Origin of the sequence: Thermocoleostomius sinensis A174 (assembly GCF_026802175.1) — a bacterium.
Classification (GTDB): domain Bacteria; phylum Cyanobacteriota; class Cyanobacteriia; order Elainellales; family Elainellaceae; genus Thermocoleostomius; species Thermocoleostomius sinensis.
Map to the genome: position 1 here is coordinate 4,987,084 of NZ_CP113797.1, position 22,635 is coordinate 5,009,718.

Annotated in this window: 22 protein-coding genes; 13 read left to right on the forward strand and 9 right to left on the reverse strand. The window is 49.9% G+C overall.

What is annotated here, in order from left to right; translation table 11 throughout:
* Positions 1–42: 42 nt before the first annotated feature.
* Positions 43–1,401, reverse strand: a complete 1,359-nt coding sequence (locus OXH18_RS21470; protein ID WP_268609510.1) for a S8 family serine peptidase — start codon at positions 1,399–1,401, stop codon at positions 43–45.
* 174 nt (positions 1,402–1,575) lie between these two features.
* Here OXH18_RS21470 and OXH18_RS21475 point away from each other — a divergent pair, with 174 nt between their 5' ends.
* Positions 1,576–2,211, forward strand: a complete 636-nt coding sequence (locus OXH18_RS21475) for a bifunctional 4-hydroxy-2-oxoglutarate aldolase/2-dehydro-3-deoxy-phosphogluconate aldolase (RefSeq protein ID WP_268609511.1) — start codon at positions 1,576–1,578, stop codon at positions 2,209–2,211.
* 69 nt (positions 2,212–2,280) lie between these two features.
* Here OXH18_RS21475 and OXH18_RS21480 read toward each other — a convergent pair whose 3' ends face one another.
* Entirely contained in the window at positions 2,281–3,063 is a 783-nt protein-coding gene (locus tag OXH18_RS21480; RefSeq protein WP_268609512.1) for a CAP domain-containing protein, read from the reverse strand.
* 377 nt (positions 3,064–3,440) lie between these two features.
* Between OXH18_RS21480 and OXH18_RS21485 the strand changes: the two genes are divergently transcribed.
* Entirely contained in the window at positions 3,441–3,701 is a 261-nt protein-coding gene (locus OXH18_RS21485) for a hypothetical protein (protein ID WP_268609513.1), read from the forward strand.
* A gap of 333 nt (positions 3,702–4,034) precedes the next feature.
* Positions 4,035–5,630 carry an aspartate:alanine exchanger family transporter gene (locus OXH18_RS21490; RefSeq protein ID WP_268609514.1) on the forward strand — a complete coding sequence of 532 codons (1,596 nt, stop codon included), beginning with the start codon at positions 4,035–4,037 and terminating at the stop codon, positions 5,628–5,630.
* Positions 5,631–5,633: 3 nt separating this feature from the next.
* Here the strand turns inward: OXH18_RS21490 and OXH18_RS21495 are convergent, their stop codons facing one another.
* A complete protein-coding gene (locus OXH18_RS21495) occupies positions 5,634–6,707 on the reverse strand; it encodes a glycerate kinase (RefSeq protein ID WP_268609515.1) in 1,074 nt (357 codons plus the stop codon).
* Positions 6,708–6,748: 41 nt separating this feature from the next.
* The gene (locus tag OXH18_RS21500; protein WP_268609516.1) at positions 6,749–7,132 is read right to left on the reverse strand and encodes a DUF565 domain-containing protein; all 384 of its coding nucleotides are present in this window, start codon (positions 7,130–7,132) and stop codon (positions 6,749–6,751) included.
* 151 nt (positions 7,133–7,283) lie between these two features.
* On the opposite strand from OXH18_RS21500, the gene OXH18_RS21505 reads away from it, so the two are divergent.
* Complete coding sequence (locus OXH18_RS21505; protein WP_315874614.1) at positions 7,284–8,660, forward strand: ABC transporter ATP-binding protein; 1,377 nt, start codon at positions 7,284–7,286, stop codon at positions 8,658–8,660.
* A 264-nt stretch (positions 8,661–8,924) separates the two neighbouring features.
* The gene (gene speA / locus OXH18_RS21510; RefSeq protein ID WP_268609517.1) at positions 8,925–10,967 is read left to right on the forward strand and encodes a biosynthetic arginine decarboxylase; all 2,043 of its coding nucleotides are present in this window, start codon (positions 8,925–8,927) and stop codon (positions 10,965–10,967) included.
* A gap of 46 nt (positions 10,968–11,013) precedes the next feature.
* Here the strand turns inward: speA and plsY are convergent, their stop codons facing one another.
* Positions 11,014–11,694 carry a glycerol-3-phosphate 1-O-acyltransferase PlsY gene (gene plsY / locus OXH18_RS21515; RefSeq protein WP_268609518.1) on the reverse strand — a complete coding sequence of 227 codons (681 nt, stop codon included), beginning with the start codon at positions 11,692–11,694 and terminating at the stop codon, positions 11,014–11,016.
* A gap of 73 nt (positions 11,695–11,767) precedes the next feature.
* Here plsY and ureE point away from each other — a divergent pair, with 73 nt between their 5' ends.
* Both ureE and OXH18_RS21525 read left to right on the forward strand, forming a co-directional pair.
* The gene (ureE, locus tag OXH18_RS21520) at positions 11,768–12,274 is read left to right on the forward strand and encodes an urease accessory protein UreE (RefSeq protein ID WP_268609519.1); all 507 of its coding nucleotides are present in this window, start codon (positions 11,768–11,770) and stop codon (positions 12,272–12,274) included.
* 6 nt (positions 12,275–12,280) lie between these two features.
* On the forward strand, positions 12,281–13,000 hold the full coding sequence (locus OXH18_RS21525; RefSeq protein WP_268609520.1) for an urease accessory protein UreF: 720 nt from the start codon (positions 12,281–12,283) through the stop codon (positions 12,998–13,000).
* 9 nt (positions 13,001–13,009) lie between these two features.
* On the opposite strand, the gene OXH18_RS21530 is transcribed toward OXH18_RS21525, so the two are convergent.
* Positions 13,010–14,053: a cysteine hydrolase family protein gene (locus tag OXH18_RS21530; protein ID WP_268609521.1), complete on the reverse strand. Its 1,044-nt coding sequence runs from the start codon at positions 14,051–14,053 to the stop codon at positions 13,010–13,012.
* Positions 14,054–14,240: 187 nt separating this feature from the next.
* On the opposite strand from OXH18_RS21530, the gene OXH18_RS21535 reads away from it, so the two are divergent.
* The 3 genes from OXH18_RS21535 (at position 14,241) to OXH18_RS21545 (ending at position 17,805) form a co-directional block, all read left to right on the forward strand.
* Positions 14,241–14,933 (forward strand): NUDIX hydrolase, encoded by a 693-nt coding sequence (locus OXH18_RS21535; protein ID WP_268609522.1) that lies wholly within the window; start codon positions 14,241–14,243, stop codon positions 14,931–14,933.
* Between the two features lie 412 nt (positions 14,934–15,345).
* Positions 15,346–16,167, forward strand: coding sequence for an SDR family NAD(P)-dependent oxidoreductase (locus tag OXH18_RS21540; protein ID WP_268609523.1), 822 nt, complete (start codon positions 15,346–15,348; stop codon positions 16,165–16,167).
* 621 nt (positions 16,168–16,788) lie between these two features.
* Entirely contained in the window at positions 16,789–17,805 is a 1,017-nt protein-coding gene (locus tag OXH18_RS21545) for a Sll0314/Alr1548 family TPR repeat-containing protein (protein ID WP_268609524.1), read from the forward strand.
* Between the two features lie 85 nt (positions 17,806–17,890).
* On the opposite strand, the gene OXH18_RS21550 is transcribed toward OXH18_RS21545, so the two are convergent.
* Positions 17,891–18,532, reverse strand: a complete 642-nt coding sequence (locus OXH18_RS21550; RefSeq protein WP_268609525.1) for a hypothetical protein — start codon at positions 18,530–18,532, stop codon at positions 17,891–17,893.
* Between the two features lie 351 nt (positions 18,533–18,883).
* Here OXH18_RS21550 and petC point away from each other — a divergent pair, with 351 nt between their 5' ends.
* The 3 genes from petC (at position 18,884) to OXH18_RS21565 (ending at position 21,167) form a co-directional block, all read left to right on the forward strand.
* The gene (gene petC / locus OXH18_RS21555; RefSeq protein ID WP_268609526.1) at positions 18,884–19,426 is read left to right on the forward strand and encodes a cytochrome b6-f complex iron-sulfur subunit; all 543 of its coding nucleotides are present in this window, start codon (positions 18,884–18,886) and stop codon (positions 19,424–19,426) included.
* Positions 19,427–19,545: 119 nt separating this feature from the next.
* Positions 19,546–20,535: a cytochrome f gene (gene petA, locus OXH18_RS21560; RefSeq protein ID WP_315874615.1), complete on the forward strand. Its 990-nt coding sequence runs from the start codon at positions 19,546–19,548 to the stop codon at positions 20,533–20,535.
* 401 nt (positions 20,536–20,936) lie between these two features.
* On the forward strand, positions 20,937–21,167 hold the full coding sequence (locus tag OXH18_RS21565) for a hypothetical protein (RefSeq protein WP_268609527.1): 231 nt from the start codon (positions 20,937–20,939) through the stop codon (positions 21,165–21,167).
* A 35-nt stretch (positions 21,168–21,202) separates the two neighbouring features.
* Here OXH18_RS21565 and OXH18_RS21570 read toward each other — a convergent pair whose 3' ends face one another.
* Complete coding sequence (locus OXH18_RS21570) at positions 21,203–22,087, reverse strand: SDR family oxidoreductase (RefSeq protein ID WP_268609528.1); 885 nt, start codon at positions 22,085–22,087, stop codon at positions 21,203–21,205.
* A 215-nt stretch (positions 22,088–22,302) separates the two neighbouring features.
* On the reverse strand, positions 22,303–22,596 hold the full coding sequence (locus tag OXH18_RS21575) for a DUF3493 domain-containing protein (protein ID WP_268609529.1): 294 nt from the start codon (positions 22,594–22,596) through the stop codon (positions 22,303–22,305).
* Positions 22,597–22,635 lie beyond the last annotated feature (39 nt).

Below are 22,635 nucleotides of genomic sequence, written 5' to 3' on the forward strand. Positions count from 1 at the left end.
CGTCTCAGTACCAAAGTCAACGGGTTTAAAACCCGATCGCCATTAGCTTAAGGCATCAAGCGCCGCCGTCGGTTGAATGACCCCGTGTCCCCAGCGATTGCAAGGACGAAGATCAACGCCATCTGGGTGACTGGCTGTTTCCTTCAGTACCTTTATGATATCGGTTGCGGAGGCAGTTGGATAGGCCGACATTAACAAAGCAGCTACTCCTGCCACATGGGGTGTCGCCATCGACGTGCCATCCATGAAGTTATAGTCAAAGGTTCCATTGGAAAGCTGTACTGGGGGAATGCAAGAGCAGATCTGAACGCCAGGAGCCACCACATCGGGCTTTGTCACCAGTGCACTGCCTTCTTTGCCAGGAAATACGAGGCTTGCTCCGCTGCTGAAGAAAGTTACATCCACATCCCCAGATTCTAGCTTTTCGACGGCTCCTACTGAAAAGGCATTGTAGGCGTTGCCAGGCGAACTGCTGTTACCGTGATTTTCGTTGCCGATCGCCACAACGGGCAAGACGCTGTACTGGTGCAGCAAAATGTCTAGTACCTCGGCAAACAATGGTTCATAGTAATTAAATCCTAGTGACATGTTAATGATGTCTGCCCCTTGTTCTACCGCCCAAGAAATACCCTCCATCAACGATCGCAGCGTTGCATCGCCCATTAACACCCCTGCCACCAACAGATTGGCTTGAGGAGCAACCCCAATGGAAATGCCGTTAGCCGTTTGTCCGCCTGCGATCGTGCCACAGACATGCGTGCCATGCTGTCCACAATCAAATGGCAAATCGGTCGTAATTCGTCGTCCCAATGGGTCAATCACTACAAATTCTTTGACGCGATCATTGAGGGCGGGATGTGCCGCATACACCCCTGTATCTAGCACCGCTACATTAATGTCATGCCCTTGGGTGGTTTCCCACAATCGAGGGATCTCTAGATAATTCAGGCCCCAGGTCAGCCCGTTTTGCTGCTCTTGATCCATGAGCGTTGAGTATTCCACCCGATGGGGACGGATGAGATGAATTTTTTGGTTGGGCAACACCGCCACCACATTCGGCTGGTCTGCCAAAACTTCTAAGGTTTTGCGCGTTACTTCCACCGAGGCGATCGGCAGCGTTCCCGTTCCAATGGGGTCTGCTTTCAGGGGTTGGTCAACATAGCCCAAGTCACGGCTAGCTTCTCGATAGCCCCGAACAACGATTTGGGCAACATTTTTTTGTAAAATAGCAATCTCACGGACTTCATCCAAGCGCTGTTCCAACTCTTGCAATCGATCGCGAGACACCATGCCTTCAATTAAAGGCGCTTGATAGATCACAATGGCGTCGCGTTTGCTGTCGTCGCCACTATCAGCAAGAAACGGTTCAAATGCGGGAGAAATTTTTGCTTCGTTACGCAATGTCACTTACCTCATATTCCGAGATCATTTTGGCATTCCAACAAAGGGATTGGCAGCCTCTAGCTCAATACTGACGCTCGATCGAACCCGACAGCGGTATTCTTAGGGTACGTCTCCTCTCCTAGGGGAGTTCTCGGCTATTGACTTGTTTGTGTTGACTTGCTTGTAAATCCAATGGCAACTGGTTCCTGGCTGTCTTCTGTGCAATCGCAACGTGCAATCGCTGTCATTCGTGCCCCTAACGTGGAATTGGGCTTGCAGATGGCCAGGGCTGTAGTGCAGGGCGGCATGAAGCTGATTGAAATTGCCTGGAATAGTCACCAGCCCGCCGCACTGGTTCACCAACTGCGCCAAGAACAGCCCTCTTGTTTAATTGGGGCTGGTACAATCCTCAATTTAGACCAGTGTTGGGAAGCGATCGCCGCTGGCTCCCAGTTTTTCTTCACACCCTACGTCAATTTGGAAATGATTCAAACCGCCGTTGAGCAGCAAGTTCCCGTGATTCCAGGCGCATTGTCACCCACTGAAATTGTCACTGCCTGGCAAGCCGGAGCCGTAGCAGTGAAAGTGTTTCCCATTCAAGCCGTTGGCGGAGTCGCCTACATTCGCCATCTGCAAGGGCCCTTGGGACACATTCCCCTGATTCCCACAGGAGGAGTGACGATCGAAAATGCTCCAGAGTTTCTCGCTGCCGGAGCGCTTGCCGTGGGTTTGTCTAGTCAATTGTTTCCTGCCGAAGCACTGAAGCGCAGTGATTGGGAGGAAGTGACGCAACGGGCCCGCCAGTTGCTGCGATCGGTTGGAAGGTAGAAGATCGGGGAAGAACTGAAAGCTGATTCAATGGCTTCCGATCTCATCATCCATCCTTCATCTTTTCTCCTACCGACCCGGTGTGCCAAAGTTCTGTGTCCAGTAATAGCGGTAGGTAGTGGTTCCTGGATCAATGTCCATAAAATAAAAGCCTATGCCAATTTCCCGCAATCCTGGGTAAAGAATATTGGCGCGATGTCCAGGGCTGTTCATCCAAGCTTTGACAACAGCATGTGGGGTGGCATATCCAGCAGCAATGTTTTCGGCGGCTAAAGCATAGTTATAGCCAGCACTAGTGACGCGATCGAACACCGACGAGCCGTTTGAACCCGTATGAGAAAAAAAGTCATTGCGGGCCATGTCGGTACTATGGAATTGCGCCGCCACAGCTAGCTTGTCATTTAATCTTAAGGGTTGCAAGCCTGCCTGCCGACGCTGCAAGTTGGTCAGATCGAGTACAGCTTGAATGAATGAGTTACTGGTTTGAGTAGCAGGAGCAGCGGGGGGGTTAACGACGAGGCTGAGGCGATAGCGAGTACTGCCGCGATGCTGTGACACGCGCACATAGTAAAGTCCTTGCTTGACCGATGTCCGAATCGTTTCAGCCGCTCGACCTTCTTGAGCCGATCGATCGATCACCTTGCCCTTGCGATTGAGCAACTCAAGGTTCGCGTCGGCTTTCAAACGATGCAGAGAAAGACTGAGATCGCTGGCTCGGCCAAGACGCAATTTATAGTATCGAGTCGTGTTTTCTGCATTGACCCGCCCAGTATAGATTTGGCTTCCTTCAGGAGAAGGAATGAGCGTTTTGGCAGTTTTCAATTGTTGGGTTAACGGTTTATCTGACGGCATCGGCTCTCCGCTGTCTAGTATGGCTATCTATTAGGCACGGCTGCTTGTAGGACGCATCGTTAGAATGGTCTAGATTTGCGTCAGAATGATCCGTAGACTTGTCTAATTTTTTACACATTTTCAATACATTACGTAGATGCCCCCTAGAAGCAGGGAGATGAAAACTATGAATAAAATACGGAATCATACCCACGATGACTGTGGCTAGTATCACAAACCTGGTGTTAATAACCTGATTGCCGGATTGAAAGCAATCTCTAAACGGTGCTGGAATCAGAAAGTTTTGTGCCTAGTGTTAAATGCTTGACCGCTGCTTGAAGCTAAGCAAGATAGGATTTGGATGGTCTGTTTAGCCTTGGGTGCAACCCTATTGAGCAATGGAAATTGAACGTTCAGATACTCGACCGTTAACGTTAGAAGAACAACAAAAATTTCAGCAGCTTAAAGCGATCGTTGAAAAAGCGATCTCAGACGGAATCATTACTCATGACGAACTGCAATCGATCGACGAAAAGATATTTTCAGTTGCAAGAGATGAAGAATTAACGTTCCAAGAATTAGATTTAGTTGAGCAACTAGTTTGGTCGAAAGTGCGGGAAGGAACGTTAGTCATTGATTATTCATTTAATACAAAATAAATCTTTAGCATTTATGTCTTTGATTCAATTTTTTGATTAGAGGCAGGTTTTGCTCATTTTCGATAATTCACCATGCAGTCTATCTATGTAGAAAGCTTTGTAGGTAGAAAGCTGTGTCAAAACAGGTGAAATTACTATATTTAGTCTCCGGTGAACCGCAAGCAATGAGCCATGTGGACCTAACCCTGAAGAGACTACAATGCCTAGAAACTTCCTGCTATGTGTAATATTTAATATGCCTGTATCGTAGTTTTACTGACACTCGTTTAGTTGCATGTCCTACACGGATCATTGCCAATTATTGCCCATTGTTACTGTAAGGAAGTTTCAATCATGGAATGGTTCTTATCTTTGTTGGGAAATCAACCAATTCTGAGCCTATTTCTAGTGATCTGTTTGGGCTATGCCGTAGGTGAGTTGCCGATCGCAGGGCTACGGTTGGGAGTTGGGGCCGTTTTGTTTGTTGGGTTATTCATTGGTGCAATCGTTCCAGACGCAGTCCCCCCTGCCCTATTAAGTACCGTCGGCTTGATCTTGTTTTTTTATGGCATTGGTATTCAATACGGCAAAGCCTTTGTGCAGGGATGGCTGAGTTCCACCGGACGCCGGCAAAATTTAATTGCGTTGCTGAGCACGATCGCCACTGGTATTGTCACCGTTGCTATTCTCTCAGCGTTAAGAATTCCAGCGGATGTGGGGGCAGGCCTATTTGCTGGCGCACTGGTCAATACAGCGGCGTTACAGTCAGTGGTGGATAAATTGGGCAGTGAAACCCCGATCGTTGGCTATGGTGTTGCCTATCCGTTTGGTGTTTTTGGTCCGATTCTATGCATGTACCTGGCTACGAGATTGCTACACCCCAACCTTTCGGTGTCTCGCCGTCGGGGAGTGCAAGGAACCGAACTAGTGGTTCATAATCCCAAATTGGAAGGGGCGCTGCTATCAGAAGTGTTGGCTCAGTTTCCTGAGGATGTGCAGGTGATTACGGTGCGCAAAGCCGGACACAACTATTTGCCACGTGGTAGTTTGCGTTTAGAAATCGGAGATGAATTGCTGATTGAAGCGGCGGAGGATTCGCTGCGGCAGGTGAAACGACTGATTGGGGATGAGATGGGCAGAATTCCGATCGTTGATATAGATGATTTAGATGATCTGACTATTTACGTGTCTAGACCAGCCGTAGTGGGTCGCAAAATTGCAGAGTTGAACCTAATCGAGCATCCAGGATGTGCGATTGTCTCGGTACTACGGGGTGATACTGAGCTTTACCCCAAACCAGCATTGGTACTAGAGGCGGGCGATCAACTGCGGGTTGTGGCTGAACCGGGTTGCTATGAAACGGTGCAAGAATTTTTTGGCAACTCGGCCCGAAGCACGGCCGAAGTTAGCTATTTGGCTCTGGGGCTGGGCATGGTGTTGGGAGTGTTGTTTGGCTTGATTCCGTTTCCACTACCCGGATTAGGGTCCTTTGCGTTTGGGGCTGCCGGGGGGGCTATGATTGTTTCTTTATTTCTGGGCTGGAAAGGGCGAATTGGACAGATGTCATGGGTAATGCCACCCTCGGCGAATTTGACGTTGCGCAATTTTGGTCTCACGCTATTTCTGGCAGTAGCGGGGTTGCGATCGGCGGAACAGTTTGTGGCAACGGTGCAAGAGACGGGCGTTGTGTTGCTGGGCGCGGGAATGGTCATTACCCTAACAATCGTGCTGGTAGCAATGGCAATTGGACTGGGGCTGTGGCGGACTCCCTTTGATGACTTATTGGGAGTGGTCGCGGGTGTGACGGGTAATCCAGCCATCCTAGCTTATGCGTCTCGATCGGTGTCCAACAACCAACCTGAACTCGGCTATGCCGTTGTTTTTCCCACCAGCACAATTGTCAAGATCATTGTGGCCCAGATGGTAGCGGCTTGGTTTATCAACAATTGATGCTCAGTGACTGATGGGGTGGTAAATGCGCAGTGGCTGATGATCGATACTCAGTTCAATCACCAAATCGGTGCGAGGATCACGGAGTAATGGCGGAATAAACAACTCCGGGTGTAACGATCGCCAAAAATACTCGACAAATTCATCAATCTCTGCGTCTGTCATGCCGGTTCGCCCTGCTGCTATCATCTGGTGTTCTGCTTGGCGTCGCCACTGTTGGCTGAAGCGGTAATCCGTAGGACACAGCACCACGAGGCGATCGAGTTGTTGCCAGAGGGGAAGATAGTCCCTTAGTCGATCGTTGATGTCACGGGCAAAGGCGCGATCGGTTTCGGTGACGATCGGGGGTGGGGCAGAATCAAAAGCAGCGGGATCGATCGGACGCACTCCCACAAACCAGCCTTCAAACAAGACGATATCGGCTTTAGTTACAATCTCCGGATCGGTGCGATCGCCTGCTCCACTCCACAGGGATTTGTCAAACCGGGGAATGGCGACAGGTTGGTGTGGAGAGACCGATCGAAGCTGTTGTAGTACCGATAGCCCCAGTTCCACATCATGGGTTCCGGGTGGTCCGCGCCAGCGCAAACGCGGGTCAGCCTGCTGCAATTGTTGTCGTTCAGCGTAGGTCTTGTAGAGATCGTCAATCGACAGCCGCCCCACACACAAGCCCATCACAGCTAGAATCTCGGTCAAAATCCGAGACAGCGTGGTTTTGCCAGTCCCCTGTCCCCCCAAAATCCCAACAATTAGACACGGTTCTTGCAATTGCCGCCAGTGGGAAAGCCGCATCGCGATCGGCAACCCCACATTCCACAGCCACTCGATTGAACAACCCGTCCACCCTAGCGTTGTCCGACAAAATCGATCGATTGCTGCATAGCTTGAGCGCAGCCAGTGCAACTGTTGCTCAAGATGGCTGACCACATTAGCAGAAGTAATACCAAACGCAGCGGCTCGATCGGCATCATGAAGCAACTGGGCTGCCAAGAACGCGCGATCGGCGATGGACTGACCCGCGATCCAATCCAGCAACACTTGGTGCAGAGGGAATTGGGAGGATGATCCGCTAACCATAGCGCTTCACCAAGCAAACGAACGGAGAGTGCAGCCCAGCCTCAGCTACCCAGTTTGAACGCCTCGACCAGAAAGCCATAGATCGCCCCTAACTTGACACCATTAAAAAATTCTAAAATTAATGGACGAGCCGCGATCGCGTCATTTTCTCGCTGGGCAATCAGGCGTTGACGGCGGGCAGCCCGTGACGCATCTCCCCGGTAATAAGCCCAACTTACCACCTCGGTAAGCGCTACCAAAAAGATTGATACCACCACGTCTAATTCAGCCCGCTGTCCAGCCACAGTGGACAAAACCGTGGCTAAAAAGTTGCCCGATAGTACACTAATCAACATCAAGGACAGGCGTCGCCAAGGGTTGCGTAACCAGCGGCTAAACTGTCCTAATAAACCATCAACCAGGGTGCTGAGGCGGGTGTTTTGCATAATTTGGCTGACCGAATGGCGAGAATGAACTAGATGTTAGGCAAATCTCATGCGCAAAACTTACACAGAATTATGTCCCGGTTTCAAGAGTTACAGGTAAACTCTTCTTGCATAGGAGACAATACGCTGATGGGGCAATTATAGAAACATCGTGGCACAGGTCGTTCTTGAAAACGTCTATAAAAGCTTTCCTCGTCGTCCGGGAAGTCGAAGTGTTCGGCCCGCAACAACCGATTTGACCGAATTGGAGGCAACGGCGGCGGGCGTCAATGTGCTGCGGCGCATTAATCTCACTATCCAAGATGGAGAGTTCATGGTTTTGGTGGGACCGTCTGGCTGCGGCAAAAGTACGCTACTGCGGCTGATTGCAGGACTGGAAACGCTGACGGGCGGTAATATTTGGGTGGGCGATCGCCTCATTAATGATTTACCACCCAAGCAACGCGACATTGCTATGGTGTTTCAAAGCTATGCCCTCTATCCCCACATGACGGTGTATGACAACTTGGCCTTTGGACTGCGGCGATCAGCAGAACTGGCGGAAGATGGAGAGGGGGAGAGATGGACAGAGAGAAACCGCACTCAATCCAAGCTGCAAACTCGTTCAACTGAGCGAAGCCGTAGTTCAAATTCTAAAATTACTGCATTACCTCACGCCTCCTTGCTGACCCGCACATTGTTATGGTTCGATCGCCCCAACGCGCCTAAATGGCTGCACAACCGACTAGCCCAGGAACGATCAATTGCTCGGCGGGTGCAAACGGTTGCCGAAATGTTGCAAATTGAAAGCCTGCTCGATCGCCTACCCAAACAACTATCCGGCGGACAAAAGCAGCGAGTGGCGCTGGGACGCGCTATGGCCCGCGATCCGCAGGTGTTTTTGATGGATGAGCCGCTATCCAACTTAGATGCCAAACTGCGCACCGAAACTCGCACTCAAATTGTTAATTTACAGCGTAAACTCGGTATTACCACGATTTACGTCACCCATGATCAGATTGAGGCGATGACCATGGGCGATCGGATTGCGGTGATGAATGCCGGGCAAATTCAACAAGTAGCGCGACCACTGGAGCTATACAACCATCCCGCCAATCGCTTTGTAGCAGAGTTCATTGGGTCGCCGCCGATGAATTTTATTCCGGTGCAGGTCAAGGCCCCGCTGCTGATTCAACATGCCCAGTTTCGCTTAACCTTACCCGAAAGCTGGGAAGCTGCCCTGCGTCCTTATGACGGGCGATCGGTAACGTTGGGAATTCGCCCAGAGCATCTATCTGTCAGTTTGCCCGCTCCTAAAAATATTCCCGTGCGCGTTGAGCGAGTGGAGGCATTGGGCAGCGAAACCTATCTCAGTGTGCAGATAGCAGAGACTCTATCCGGCAGTCCTCCGCTACAAGTGCGAATTGAATCCGAGCGCCCCACCAGTATTGGCGAATCGCTGTGGCTGTCGATCGCCCCCGACAAAATTCACTTGTTTGAGCCAGATACCGGAGAAGCCATTTCACAAAATTCTATGCGCCTGCTCTAGCTGACGACGAAGGCTGAAGGATATTTAAGATGAAATCTAACCCCCAACCTCCCGAGATTAGAAGGGGTCTCATCTGACGCATTCGTCATTGAAATTGGTATGAGCGAAATTGGTATGAGCTTCGTTTGCTGAACAACCTACCGTTTTTGCAGGAATGCGATAGACTGGCAATTCAAGAATCGATGGAGATGAGCCTAGGCAACGATGGGGAAACAATCAGCATCTGCCAAAGTTAACACGCAGACTGAGCAGGCGTTGGTACAGATGACTGAGCCAACAAACCAGTCAGAAAAACAGTCGCAATCTTTGACCCGTTCTGTGTCTCAAGCCGAATTGCAGAATGGACCTCAAGCCACCTGGACGATCGAAGACAGCGAAGAACTGTATCGCATCAACGGTTGGGGAGAACCCTATTTCTCAATCAACGCAGCGGGGCATGTTACTGTATCGCCGATGGGCGATCGCGGCGGATCGCTAGATCTGTATGAGTTGACCAATGCTCTCAAGCAGCGCAACTTGGGGCTGCCGTTGCTGATCCGCTTCTCGGATATCTTAGAGGATCGGATCGAACGCCTCAATGCCTGTTTTTCACGAGCGATCGCCCGCTACAGCTATGCTGGAGACTATCGCGGTGTGTTTCCAGTAAAATGCAATCAACAGCGCCACTTAATCGAAGATTTGGTGCGCTTTGGCAAGCCCCATCAGTTTGGACTGGAAGCTGGATCGAAACCGGAACTGATGATTGCGTTGGCCCTGCTAGATACTCCCGGGTCGTTGCTGATTTGCAATGGCTACAAAGATCAGGAATATATTGAAACGGCCATGCTAGCTCGGCGGTTGGGTCATACGCCCATCATCGTCTTGGAGCAGATTGAAGAAGTTGAGTTGGTGATTGAAGCCAGCCGGAAGCTGAACATTGAGCCAATTTTAGGAGTGCGGGCTAAATTAAGCGCCAAAGGCATTGGTCGCTGGGGAACGTCGGCGGGCGATCGGGCTAAGTTTGGTCTGACTATTCCCGAAATCATTCGCGCGGTGGAGCAATTGCGATCGACAGACATGCTGAACTCGCTGCAACTGCTGCACTTCCACATTGGCTCACAGATTTCCTCGATCAGCGTTATCAAGGATGCTATTCGCGAAGCAGGGCAAATTTACGGCGAATTGGTGAAGTTGGGCGCAAATATGAACTATCTCGACGTGGGCGGCGGTCTGGGCGTGGACTATGACGGCTCTAAAACCAATTTCTACGCTTCCAAAAACTACAGTATGCAGAACTACGCCAACGACGTAGTGGCTGCGATGAAAGATGCCTGTCAGCAGCGCGGCATTGCTGTCCCGACGTTGGTCAGTGAAAGTGGCCGAGCGATCGCCTCCCATCAATCGGTGCTGGTCTTTGATGTGCTGGGTACCAGTGATGTGATTTCGGAAATCCCAGAACTTCCGGCTGATGACGATCCGCTGGTGTTGCGGAACCTATACGAAACCTATCAATCCATTAGCGTTGATAACTATCAAGAGGCCTATCACGACGCCACACAGTTCAAAGAAGAAGCCGTCAGTATGTTTGGGTTTGGTTACATTAGCCTAACCGATCGGGCCCGGGTTGAACGGCTGTATTGGGCTTGTTGCCGCAAAATTCTAGAGATTGCTCGGCAGCAGGACTATGTACCCGACGATTTGGAAGATCTCGAAAAAATTATGGCGTCGATCTACTACGTCAATTTTTCGGTGTTTCAATCGGCTCCGGATGCTTGGGCGATTGATCAACTGTTTCCCATCATGCCGATTCATCGTTTGAATGAAGAACCCACCTGTCGGGGGACGTTGGCAGATCTCACCTGCGACAGCGATGGCAAAATCGATCAGTTTATCGATCTACGAGATGTCAAGTACGTGTTAGAACTACACCCCCTGAAAAAGAACCTGCCTGCCGAGGACGGGCAATTTGCTACTGGGGCAGACAGTGCCTCTCACTCTCAATCTACCCATGAGCCTTACTACTTGGGAATGTTCCTCAGCGGAGCCTATCAGGAAATTATGGGCAACTTGCACAATTTGTTTGGCGACACCAACACGGTGCATATCAAACTGACTCCTAAAGGCTATCAGATAGAGCATGTTGTCAAGGGCGATACGATGCGGGAAGTGTTGGGCTATGTGCAATATGACGCTGAAGATTTGATCGAAAACATTCGGCGGCGATCGGAACAGGCCTTGCAAGAACACCAGATTACCTTGGAGGAATCGCAATTGCTGTTGCAAAACTATGAGCGCAGCCTCAGCCGCTATACGTATTTATCGTCATAGTCTTTATCGTCAGCGTCATCGTTTCCCGTGATCGTCGAGTGTTCTCCTAACTTCGCTCCAGTTCACTTTCCTGATGTTTCTGTCCAATTTTCGGTTCGGTTCCAGCGACAAGACGCTGAATGTTGGCTTTGTGTCGCCAAATCACATACAGCCCACCCGCCAGCACAATTAGTTGATAGGACAGTGGTTGGCGAAAGGCCCACATCAAGCCAATCGCCCCAATTGCGGCTGCAATTGAACTGAGGGAAACAATCCGGAAAATTGCCAACACCAGTCCAAAAATCACAGCAACGCCTAACCCCACCTGCCATGCCATGGCAAACAAAACGCCCAATCCAGTTGCCGCCGATTTGCCGCCCGTGAAGTTGATCCAGATCGATCGACTATGCCCGACCATGGCCATCAAAGCCGCTAAGGTGACAACCCAATTGGTCCAAGCGAAACGATCGATCGCGTCTGGGACAACCGCTATAATTGCAGGCAAGCTATAGATCCAACGGGCTAATAAAACCGCCGTCACGCCTTTAAAGACATCAATGAGCAACACAGTGAGGGCTGGACCTTTGCCCAGCGTTCGTAGCACATTGGTGGCACCCGTTGACTTAGAGCCATGCTCACGAATATCAATACCTTGAAGCAGTTTTCCTGCCCAATACCCTGTAGGAATAGCCCCCAACAAATAGGCGACTAACACCACTCCTAACCCAGACGCTAACCACAGCACCATTGCCTTTATCCCTTCCTGAATTGCACTACCAGTTTACAATTGCAGTTTACAATTGCAGTCTACAATTGAATTCATGCTGACACTCACGCATCGATCGCCCGTTGATCCCAAGGGTGCTGTTTCACTGACCCTCTCGCTGACGGCCGAAGAACGGACGCGATCGCGCCACTATTTTCAAACCGATGATGGGCAGGGGGTCTACTTACGGCTACCCCGTGGCACGGTGCTGCGGCATGGAGATGTTTTGCAATCAGAAGATCGGCAAACCTTAGTGCAAATTGTGGCTAAACCCGAACCTGTGATGACTGTGACCGCTGCAACAACGATCGATCTGCTACGAGCCGCCTATCATTTGGGCAATCGCCATGTGCCCCTAGAAGTTACCGAAACTTATTTGCGCCTATCGCCCGATCCGGTGCTGAAGTCCATGCTGGAACAGATGAGGCTGCATGTGACGGAAGCTCAGTTACCCTTTGAACCAGAAGCCGGAGCTTATGGACACACCGCTTCTCACGGACATGCTCATGCCCCCTCTGCTACTCACGTTCATGATCACGTTGACCATGATCACATTGACTGAGGCGCTATGAATTCAATCGATGCTGCGGCCTTCTTACGCTTGTTGCAACTGGTGAGTCCGGCGTTGCCTGTAGGTGCTTATAGCTATTCGGAAGGACTGGAGACCTTGGTGCAAAGCAACCGCCTCCCTGATGCTGTCACCCTAGAACACTGGCTGACGCAAGAACTACACTACGGCGCTATTCGCCTAGAAACAGCCGTGCTCACTCGAATTTACGAGTGTGCTAGCACTGGCGATCTAACGCGATTAAGCTATTGGAACCAATGGCTTTCTGCCTTTCGCGAAACCGAAGAACTACGCCAACAAAGCTGGCAGATGGGGCGATCGTTGTTGCGATTGTTGCAGGGATTGGGGAGTCGGGAGTCGGGAGTGGGAAATGAGGAGCAGAGGAACGGGCTGGGTGAGTGGGTTGAGACGTGTGGGGAAACATGTCATTTTGTCACGGCATTTGGCTTGGCGACGGTTTATTGGCAGATTGATTTACCTGCGGCAACATTGGGCTATTTGCACAGTTGGGCCAGTAACTTGGTGAATGCGGGGGTGCGCTTGATTCCGCTGGGGCAAACGCAAGGACAGCAGGTATTGCTCAATCTCTACCCATCGTTAGCACAGACTGCAACCAGTGCTTTAAACTTGAAGGATGATGAGTGGTGGAGTTGCAACTGGGGCTGGACGATCTCTAGCATGAATCATGAAACGCTCTACTCGCGCTTGTTTCGCAGCTAATCCCTTCTCTCATGCTTTCTCCTTTCCCTTCAGCCACCGATCGATTGGCTCAGTGGACTTCACCACCTGCATTCCAGCATCGGCAAAGCGTTGGTAAGCGGCATCAGCTTGGTCGGTAAAATCCACGACTCCGGGCACAACTACAGGCGAGGAGCAATCCTCTAGCAAGTAGACTTTTTGAACCAGGCTCGGATCAGTAGCTTGAATTTCGCTGAGCAAATTTTCGACAGTCCAGGCAACACAGTGGCTTTTTGCTTGCCCTGCAATCACAATCGCGTCAAACTGAAGCAGCTTTTGCAAAAATGCCGTGTTTTTGTGAGCGATTGTTTGTTTCTGGGCGTCTTCCAATACTTCTGGACTCAGAACGGAGTAATTTTCGGTTAACGGATTGCTGCCCTTCAGTTCAAAGTGGGTTTGGCGATCGCGAGCAATGGCATGGAAAAAACAAGCTTCTTCTACAGCTGAGACGATCGCATGACCAACGCCGCCCAGCATAGAATGGTAGGGCCAGATGGTGAGCGGATACTTGCCGTCTTGATGTAAGGTGCGGACATAATGCAAGGCATAGGACTGGAGCCGATCAATCTCGTAGCCAAGCCCTTCTGCAATGGCAGCGTTGACGTTCCACCGGCCTTGCTCAACGTCATCCAGGGAAATCATGGTCATGGCGGGGGGGTGATCCCCGTTGGCATCAACCCAAAAAATGGGATGGAAAATTTGAGTGGCGGTGTGGGTGTCCATCGTCAAGGCAATTTCGGTGATGCGATCGAGATGGCGATAGATAAACTCACACAAGCGGATATTGTCTTCCACTGCTCCCATGCCCGATCGCCCGCCTACAAAAAGCTCAAAATCGGGAATGCAGAATGTATTCTGAACATCGATCGCCAACAGACACAGACGAAAGGTATCACTAGCAGCGGGAAGTAGGTGATGCTGCTTGGCCCAAGCTTTGGCATCGATCGATCGCTGTTGATAGGGAACTCGCCAAACCTCGCCCACAGAATGTGGAACAAAATGGGCGGGCAGCGGCAATTGCGTGGTTGTGCTCATCAGTGCTGCCTCCAAAGCAGTGGAGAGGGTAGAGCATCAGCGACTAGCATCTTATGCAAACTTTAACAATTGCGATAGAACAGTCAACGAAATCAATCAAAGCTTGATGAAATCGTGAGATATCTTAGTGTAACTTAAACACTAAGAGGATGAAATGCTGTCTACTCACTAGAATGCCTCGATACAAATGCCTCATACCTATAAATATCCTAGACCGGCTCTTACTGTTGATTGTGTCGTATTTGGACTCGATCGCCAACATACGCTGAAAGTCATGCTCATTCAACGCAAGCTATCACCCTTCCAAGGCGATTGGGCCTTGCCAGGTGGCTTTGTACGCATGGATGAATCTCTAGAGGCGGCAGCATTGCGGGAGCTATGCGAAGAAACCGGGATTGAACGGTTGTTTTTAGAGCAACTCTACACGTTTGGGGCAGTCAATCGCGATCCCCGAGAACGGGTGGTCACGGTGGCGTATTATGCCCTGATTAACCTAGAAGAACACCCCGTTAAAGCGGCGTCGGATGCTAGTGATGCTGCCTGGTTTGCTATCGATGCCCTGCCATCACTGGCGTTTGATCATGACCAGATTCTCAAGATTGCCCTCGATCGTTTGAAAGCTAAAGTGCGCTACGAACCGATTGGTTTTGAATTGTTGCCGCGCAAGTTCACGTTATTTCAGCTTCAGCGCCTTTATGAAACGGTGCTGGGACAAGAACTGGACAAGCGCAATTTTCGCAAAAAAATTTTGAATATGGGGTTACTGCGCGAACTAGACGAACGCCAGCAGGATGTCCCCCATCGTGCTGCCAAACTCTATCAATTTGACGAAGCGACCTATCGCCAACTTCGAGAGAAAGGTTTTAACTTTGAAATTTGACAACCTCAGTTACATCTGATAGATACGCTACAGCTAGGGGCTTTCTTGAGTTCCCAACCATAATGGATTGAAATAACGCGATTCGCCTAACCCTGAATACGTCGATCGGCTTGCTTCAACTCTTCTAGCTAATTTGTAGAAAAGTTACGAAATGTAAAACACATTGAAAATATTTATGAACTCTTGTCGTTGCCTGATCCCGTTGCTAGAGTGTGCTGGAAGCTTCAAGCTGGTTCCGTTATCGGCGTTCATTCTGATTAATCGCCTGCTGAACTGTTCCATGTTTCTTAGTTCACGCATTCATTCAATTCAACTGTTCCTCAGTTGCAGAAGCACAGTGTCTTACTGATATTCGAGCGATTCACAACCTAGGTAAAAGCGCAGTAAGGCTTGATTCAGGAGGTTTTCCAATATGGATATTTGTGGAAAGGTTGCTCTAGTAACTGGAGCATCGCGTGGAATTGGACGATCGATCGCGCTGGAATTAGCCAAACACGGTGCGAGGCGGCTGTTGCTAGTAGCTCGTAATGTCGCTTTGTTGTCAGACGTGGCAGCAGAAATCGAAGCCTTGGGCGCAGAAGCGATTGTGTTACCGCTTGATTTAACGCAAACGGTAGCGGTTAATGTGGCAATTGCTCAGGCTTGGCGATCGCATGGCCCGATCGATTTACTCATCAACTGCGCAGGCGTCGCCCATCAAACTCCATTTTTGCAAACTAAATTGCCGCAGGTGCAAGAGGAAATTGCGGTTAATTTACTCGGCATGTATACCATCACTCGTGTGGTGGCTCGACGCATGGCAGCCCGCAAGCAAGGCAAAATAGTCAATGTTTCTAGCCTCATGGGCAAGTTAGCTGCTCCTACAATGGCGACTTATTCCGCCACAAAATTTGCCATTCAGGGCTTTACTCAAGCACTGCGGGCCGAACTGCTTCCTCACAATGTGCAAGTTATCAGCCTACTGCCCACTCTGACTAGTACTGATATGATCCGTAACTTGCAGCTATTTCGTTGGGTAATTCCCATGACACCAGAGCAGGTGGCTCGATCGTTGATTCGGGGCTTACATCGAGAGTCCCCGGAAATTCTAGTGGGTTGGCAAAGTCACTTAGCCGTGCTCGGCAGTCGCATCATGCCCTGGTTGACGCAGAAACTGTTACGAATGGCCTCGCCGTTATCCAGCCCTCGATCGTCCCACTATCGTCCTCGGCATCTTGAGCATCCCACGGTTTAAGGGGCCACAAGACCAGTGGATGTCTTTGGCGAAGCCAGAGCGGGTTTATCTGGCAGAGTTATCTAAAAGGTGATTTCAATCCTGCTCTGGTCTTATCGTTCCGTAAGCGTGAAGTTGACTCAACTCTTGGGCTGAGTGAAACCGGACATACTGAGTCAACCAAATGAGTCAACCAAAGGCAGAAGAAACTTTGCCTCGATCGATCCGTCATCAGTTTGGAGTGAATTCTTGTAGTCAAAGGAATTTGTGCTAGACGATCGCGAAAATGATTTTGACAGACAAGCGAATTCCGTGGAGAGCATCGTCTAAGCAATCGATTCGGACTGGAAAAGCCGAGTTTGAATTGCAAGGTGATGCTTTTTCAGGCATTTGATGTTACATAGGATACGGATTGCCGTTTATTCACGGTTTCAACTTTCAATAACATTTTCCTGATGCACCAATTCATTCAGTGCTATTCGTGTTAGTGCTGCTTGTGGCGCAGCCTAAGTTTGATCGTTCTTCGCCTGTCAGTTACTTCTCGATTCCGTTATTTTCTGATTTGACTGGTTTCTTGCAGGTATTTCTTGCAGGTATCCCTTGTTCCTTGTCAATACTCGTCAATTGATGACCAATCTCTGTATGGCTAATTTTCTTGAAATGCGTCCCTTGTTTCGCTCCATTCACCCTCTGCGTCACCAAACCTGGAAGCAACTTGTGGCCGTGACGATGGGAGCGCTGACGCTGACGGCTAGTCTACTGTCTAACCCAGCTTGGGCAGGCGATCCGTTTCGAGTGACCAATCCACGTAATGTTGGTGATCAAACCGAGGCTGCTTTCAAAGCCATGTTTGAGCAAGGCAATTATGTGACCGCCTCCGAGTTACTCCAAACGGCTGAACCGGATGAACCTTTGTCCTATGCATTGAAAGCTTCGTTGGCATATATGAATGAAGAGTTTGATGCGATGGGAGAGAACGCCCGTTTAACGCGGGAAAAAGCCGAACAACTGAAAGAGCAAGATCCTCTACGAGGACACCTTTACATAGCCGCTGGATTATTTCTGGAGGGAGCACATTCGTTTCTAACAGAAGGGGCCGTGCGATCGACTCCGGCGGTTCTTGGTAAGTTACAGCAGGTGTTCAATAACCTCAGTGAAGCAGAAAAAATTGATCCCAACGATCCAGAATTGAATTTGCTCAAGGGCTACATGGATCTGATGCTGTCGGTGAATTTGCCGTTTGCCAATCCTCAAGAGGCCATTCAGCGGCTGGAAACTCGGGCGGCTCCAGTGTATTTGGCACAGCGAGGTATTGCAATCGGCTATCGCGACTTAGATCAACAGGAGCAGGCGCTAATCGCGGTCGATCGGGCCCTACAAGAAACCCCTAACAATCCAGAACTCTTGTATTTGAAGGCGCAAATTCTGCGGCGACAAAGCGACGAGGTTGAAGGAGAAGCGCAAACCCGGTTACAGCGGCAAAGCCTCAATTTCTTCCGTCAGGCTTGGGAACAGCGCACCCAACTTCCCGAAAACACCGTCGAGCAGATCGATCGCGAGGCCTGCCGTACCTTTCAGTATCTCCGCGATCGTAACCCTGATGTCTGTGTTGAGAACCATTCCGTCAACTGGCAGCGCACCGAACAAGCAGGAGGGTAGGGATTGGGTACTGGAGAGGGGGCTTAGGCTTTAGCCTGCTGCCTCTGTTCCTCTCAATCTCAACCTAATCCCTAGCTGCTCTCTGTTACTGCAATGGCGGTTCCGTAGCAGGTGGGGGGGCAAACAGCGGTTCTGGTTCATCTGGCACGTCAATACGACTCGGAGTCGCGGGAATGCCTTGATCGATCGGCACAAAGTTAGGTAGGACGCTACGAGGACGGCTGCTAGCCGCAATGCATCTGTCCATAATTTCAGCGGTTGACAGTGCTGTCTCACCGCGAACACCTGTAACGCACGACGAGAACCGCAGCGGCAACAAACTGCGACGGCAATAGTCCAGAACAGTAAGAGCCGTCGTTTCATCGGAAACTCCATCGCTAATACTGACCACGCAGGACGCTAAATCTACCGGGCGCCTAGCTCGCCTACAGCTTGATAGCGCATTAGTCGCGGCAATTGTCTCATTGTTGCTAATCCGAGTCACGCAAGCCGACAAATCGCGTGGGTAGAGTGCTCCACCACAGGCAGCAGCCGCCTCCGCTTCAGATACTCCCGCTCCCACTAACCCAGAAGCACAGACGGCATAATCTCTGGGTCGCGATCGATAGTTGGAAATAGAGGTGGCGGCAACAGCCGGATTGACAGGCAACAAAACTGAGAAAATGCTAGCCATCAATAAAGAGAGACTAGAAAAGCGCAAGGACGATCGACAAAGAGAATGTTGCATAGCAGGTGACTCGATTCAGAAGCGAATGCAGAGCGACAGATCTGGAGCTATTTTCCCACAACGACTAAAATTTGCCATCGGTTCATTAGACTTCTTGACCCAATCCCCAATTCCATCGTTCTATCCTGGATGGAATTTTTTAGAGGTGCAGTCTGGATCGATCCAAGCAATTTTCGGCGTTACAGTTTTGTTACGCTGTAGAATACTTTTAGAAAAACTGTAAAGCTGCTGAGTAACCGCCACTTTGGCTAAAGCCAACAGTTGTCTGACGCTTAATAGTTATTAAGGTTGCCTGTATGGGCTGCTTTAATAAAACGTTACTTTGTACTATCGATCTCTTCTGCTCAAGTCATGGCTCAACTTTCTGAAACTCCAGATGTCCCTGATCTAGGGCGTCGTCAATTTATGAATTTATTGACCTTTGGAGCAGTGACGGGAACTGTTCTAGGGGCCTTATATCCGGTTGTAAAATACTTCATTCCTCCATCTAGTGGTGGTTCTGGTGGCGGCACGGTGGCCAAAGACGCACTGGGAAATGATGTGCTTGCAGCCAACTTTTTGGCAGAACACAAGCCCGGTGATCGAGTGCTGGCACAGGGACTTAAAGGAGACCCAACTTACATTGTGGTAGAAGGACCCGATGCAATTGCTGATTATGGCATCAACGCGGTTTGCACCCACTTGGGCTGCGTGGTGCCTTGGAACGGTGGTGAAGGTAAGTTTATTTGCCCGTGTCACGGCTCGCAATACAACAGCGAAGGCAAAGTTGTTCGAGGTCCTGCTCCTCTCTCTTTGGCCCTAGTTCATGCCAATGTTGACGACAATGGCAAGGTCGTCTTTAGCCAGTGGACTGAAACCGACTTCCGCACAGGCGAAGATCCTTGGTGGGCATAACAAGCAGTCCAAACGATGAACGATCTGAATAGCGTGCCGTTACACCCGAACCCCTAACTTTAAGCTGAAAGCTGGAATTTGAATTTCTCGCATCCTTTGTCACTGAACACTTGTCACCCATGAAATCAACGTTTTGGATATCGCTGTCGCTAAGAGGAGCCAAGGCTGTCTTTAAAGGCGCTTTGGTGATGTTTGTGGCTATTGCTTTGTTGTTGGGAAGTGATGTGATTCGCCCACAGGCAGCCGCTGCCTACCCCTTCTGGGCCCAGCAGAACTATGAAACACCCCGTGAAGCCACTGGCCGGATTGTTTGTGCCAACTGCCACCTTGCTGCAAAGCCCGTCGAAATTGAAGTTCCTCAATCTGTTTTGCCAGATAAGGTGTTTAAAGCTGTTGTCAAAATTCCCTACGATACCAATGTTCAACAGGTGTTGAGCACGGGTGAAAAAGGCCCGCTGAATGTTGGCGCCGTGCTGATGTTGCCCGATGGTTTTAAAATTGCACCAGACGATCGCATTCCTGAAGACATGAAAGAAGAGGTTGGTCCTTCCTATCTGTTCCAACCCTACGCAGAAGGCAAAGAAAATATTGTATTGGTGGGACCTTTACCTGGCGATCAATATCAAGAGATTGTTTTCCCGGTGCTCTCTCCTGACCCCAACACGGATAAAGGTATTTACTTTGGAAAATACCAAATTCATTTGGGCGGTAATCGTGGACGTGGTCAAGTCTATCCTACGGGTGAAAAGAGCAACAATGCCGTTTATAACGCTTCAGCAGCGGGAACCATCACCCAGATTGCCAAAGCCGATGATGGCAGCTATGAAGTCACTATTCAATCCGAAAATGGAGATGTGGTGGTAGACAAGATCCCGGCAGGACCAGATCTGATTGTGTCAGAAGGAGAAGAAGTTGCTGCTGGAACTGCTCTGACCAACAACCCGAATGTAGGTGGCTTTGGTCAACGAGATACTGAGATTGTGTTGCAAAGCCCGAATCGAATCAAAGGGTTGATTGCCTTCTTGGCAGCCGTAACACTGTCACAAATCATGCTGATTCTGAAGAAGAAGCAGGTCGAAAAGGTACAAGCTGCTGAGATGAGCTTCTAGCTACCGTTAGATCAATCACCGTTAGATCAAATTAAATCGATTAATGAGGGGTTTTGCATAGCAAGCCCCTTTTTGGTTGCAATCACAACCTAAGACGGCTTGCAATTGCCGGCATACTTGAGGCAGCATAAGGACTCTAGACCTGGTTAGTAAATTGGAGCCACCGCAGCAGGAAAAGTTAAGGGCAGATTATATCGAATAAATGAGATTTATATTTATCAGAATTTGAATTGGCTCAATTTATCGCTAGGCTATTTTCATAAGAACACTCAGCAGAGCTTGATGTTCTGCCTTGAGCGTTTGAAGTCACTGCATCCCAGGCTTGAGGACGAAGCTGGCTTGCAATCCACTGTGAAGGGATTTATTGCGATCGCTGCCCCGTCGTCATTGAGGTTAAAGCCGTGAACAAATTACAAGAGCGTTTCGATGAAGGATGGTCAGTGCAAATCTATGACGGTAATCGTCATTTGCGTTGTTCTCTCTCTGCTTCTCACATGCGGGTGTTCCTAGCAGGTTTGGTGGTGGGGTTCATATTGGCTTTAGTTGGATTAAGCCATAGCCCCCGTGCACAGTCTTCACAGGTATCTCCGTCATTTTCACCCCCTATAGAGTCTCCACTGAGCCTAAATTAGCGTGTCATTTTTTGAGCGTGTGGATGGTTAAGTAGTTAAACACTTAGATAGCGTCTTAGATAGCTCTCAACCGTTTCCATCTGAAGCCCAAATGTTGTCTGAAGCCGATCGATCTCAGCGGGAGAGCAGAAAAACTCATTCGCTAGCAGAGTTCGCAGAGTTCCCAAGGATTTCTGCGCCTCTGGGTTCAGCAGTCCCAAAACTGTGCGAACACCATCTAACACCAGCAGCGGGGGATTGATGACGATCGGATCGCGATTAAAAATGCGTCCAAAGATTTGCGGGATTTGCGATCGTTCTAAAACTTCTGGGCCGCCCACTGCAAAAATTTGACGGCTAGCATCTGGATTGCTAGCAGATTCCGCCGCAATTTTGGCTAGGTCGTCTGTACTGACGATCGACGTGCGAATTTTGGGGTCGCCAATCTGTAGATAAATTCCGGTTTGGCGAAAGCGCTCTGCCAGTGGCAATAAGTTAGACGCAAATCCAGAGGGGCGTAAGATTGTATAGTTTAATCCACTCGCCTGCAAATACTGTTCAACGGCCCACTTCGCCTTAAACACAGGCGCATCTTCATAACCTCGATCGACCCCTAGCACTGAAACGAACGTGATATGCTGTACCCCAGCTATCTTTGCCGCATCAATCAAGTCAATGTTGGCGCGATAATCGATGGCTTGAGGGCTACCTGTAGAGGCATTAGAACCGTGCGTACTGATGATATAGTCAACCCCTTGACACGCTTTTTGAATATCGCGCTCTTGTCGTAAATCACCAATAAATATTTCGGCTCCGCGTTGCTCTAGCTCGCCGTACCGCGAGGTCAATTGCACAAACGCCCGCACAGGTAGCTCTTGTTCGCGTAGCCGCCGTACCACTCGACGACCTAAATCACCCGATGCGCCAGTTACTAAATACATGCAATCGTTCTCCTTAAGGGACTGTTTGTAAGTTGCTGGACACGCGAGGTGCCACTGTCTGACAGCAGTGGAGGAATCCTGCTTCGCCCTCATCCCCAAACCTGCTCCCACGTGTGAAAGCAGGGAGCCGAACCTGCTTCGCTAGCTTCCTCCTCTCCTAGGTTGAGGAGTGAAAGGTCGGGGAGGTGGGGTCCAGATAGTTGCCCATCGCGTTGTTACTTCTTTTTGTTATTTTTTCTGCGCTGTGTCCGTTGCTCCCAGCGAAATAAACTCACCATTAGCACAACAATTCCAACCTGAAGAGCCAAATTAGGCAACGCAGTTTCTGCACTCGCTCGTCCCGCCAAGAGTTGCGTAAGAAAGATAAATGCCCCAATGCAACCCGAAGCTCCGCAGGCGAGATAGACAAACTGGCGCAGCCCTCGGTAAGGTGATTTTAGCTCGGCAAGCAGTTGGGCGCGTGTTTCAGGATCAAGGGTTTGAGACGATCGGGGGGGTAGGTCAGTCATATCAACGCAGAATGGCTCTCCTTGATCCTAAAGCACAAT

What these genes read in the sequence shown, in the direction of transcription:
- plsY (WP_268609518.1), bottom strand. Translation starts at nt 11,694, where the DNA reads ATGGTGCTGTGGTTAGCGTCTGGGTTAGGAGTGGTGTTAGTCGCCTAT.
- OXH18_RS21545 (WP_268609524.1), top strand. Translation starts at nt 16,789, where the DNA reads ATGGCTAATTTTCTTGAAATGCGTCCCTTGTTTCGCTCCATTCACCCT.
- OXH18_RS21530 (WP_268609521.1), bottom strand. Translation starts at nt 14,053, where the DNA reads ATGAGCACAACCACGCAATTGCCGCTGCCCGCCCATTTTGTTCCACAT.
- OXH18_RS21490 (WP_268609514.1), top strand. Translation starts at nt 4,035, where the DNA reads ATGGAATGGTTCTTATCTTTGTTGGGAAATCAACCAATTCTGAGCCTA.
- OXH18_RS21550 (WP_268609525.1), bottom strand. Translation starts at nt 18,532, where the DNA reads ATGCAACATTCTCTTTGTCGATCGTCCTTGCGCTTTTCTAGTCTCTCT.
- OXH18_RS21525 (WP_268609520.1), top strand. Translation starts at nt 12,281, where the DNA reads ATGAATTCAATCGATGCTGCGGCCTTCTTACGCTTGTTGCAACTGGTG.
- speA (WP_268609517.1), top strand. Translation starts at nt 8,925, where the DNA reads ATGACTGAGCCAACAAACCAGTCAGAAAAACAGTCGCAATCTTTGACC.
- OXH18_RS21495 (WP_268609515.1), bottom strand. Translation starts at nt 6,707, where the DNA reads ATGGTTAGCGGATCATCCTCCCAATTCCCTCTGCACCAAGTGTTGCTG.
- OXH18_RS21475 (WP_268609511.1), top strand. Translation starts at nt 1,576, where the DNA reads ATGGCAACTGGTTCCTGGCTGTCTTCTGTGCAATCGCAACGTGCAATC.
- OXH18_RS21575 (WP_268609529.1), bottom strand. Translation starts at nt 22,596, where the DNA reads ATGACTGACCTACCCCCCCGATCGTCTCAAACCCTTGATCCTGAAACA.
- OXH18_RS21485 (WP_268609513.1), top strand. Translation starts at nt 3,441, where the DNA reads ATGGAAATTGAACGTTCAGATACTCGACCGTTAACGTTAGAAGAACAA.
- OXH18_RS21535 (WP_268609522.1), top strand. Translation starts at nt 14,241, where the DNA reads ATGCCTCATACCTATAAATATCCTAGACCGGCTCTTACTGTTGATTGT.
- petA (WP_315874615.1), top strand. Translation starts at nt 19,546, where the DNA reads ATGAAATCAACGTTTTGGATATCGCTGTCGCTAAGAGGAGCCAAGGCT.
- OXH18_RS21570 (WP_268609528.1), bottom strand. Translation starts at nt 22,087, where the DNA reads ATGTATTTAGTAACTGGCGCATCGGGTGATTTAGGTCGTCGAGTGGTA.
- OXH18_RS21480 (WP_268609512.1), bottom strand. Translation starts at nt 3,063, where the DNA reads ATGCCGTCAGATAAACCGTTAACCCAACAATTGAAAACTGCCAAAACG.
- OXH18_RS21500 (WP_268609516.1), bottom strand. Translation starts at nt 7,132, where the DNA reads ATGCAAAACACCCGCCTCAGCACCCTGGTTGATGGTTTATTAGGACAG.
- ureE (WP_268609519.1), top strand. Translation starts at nt 11,768, where the DNA reads ATGCTGACACTCACGCATCGATCGCCCGTTGATCCCAAGGGTGCTGTT.
- OXH18_RS21540 (WP_268609523.1), top strand. Translation starts at nt 15,346, where the DNA reads ATGGATATTTGTGGAAAGGTTGCTCTAGTAACTGGAGCATCGCGTGGA.
- petC (WP_268609526.1), top strand. Translation starts at nt 18,884, where the DNA reads ATGGCTCAACTTTCTGAAACTCCAGATGTCCCTGATCTAGGGCGTCGT.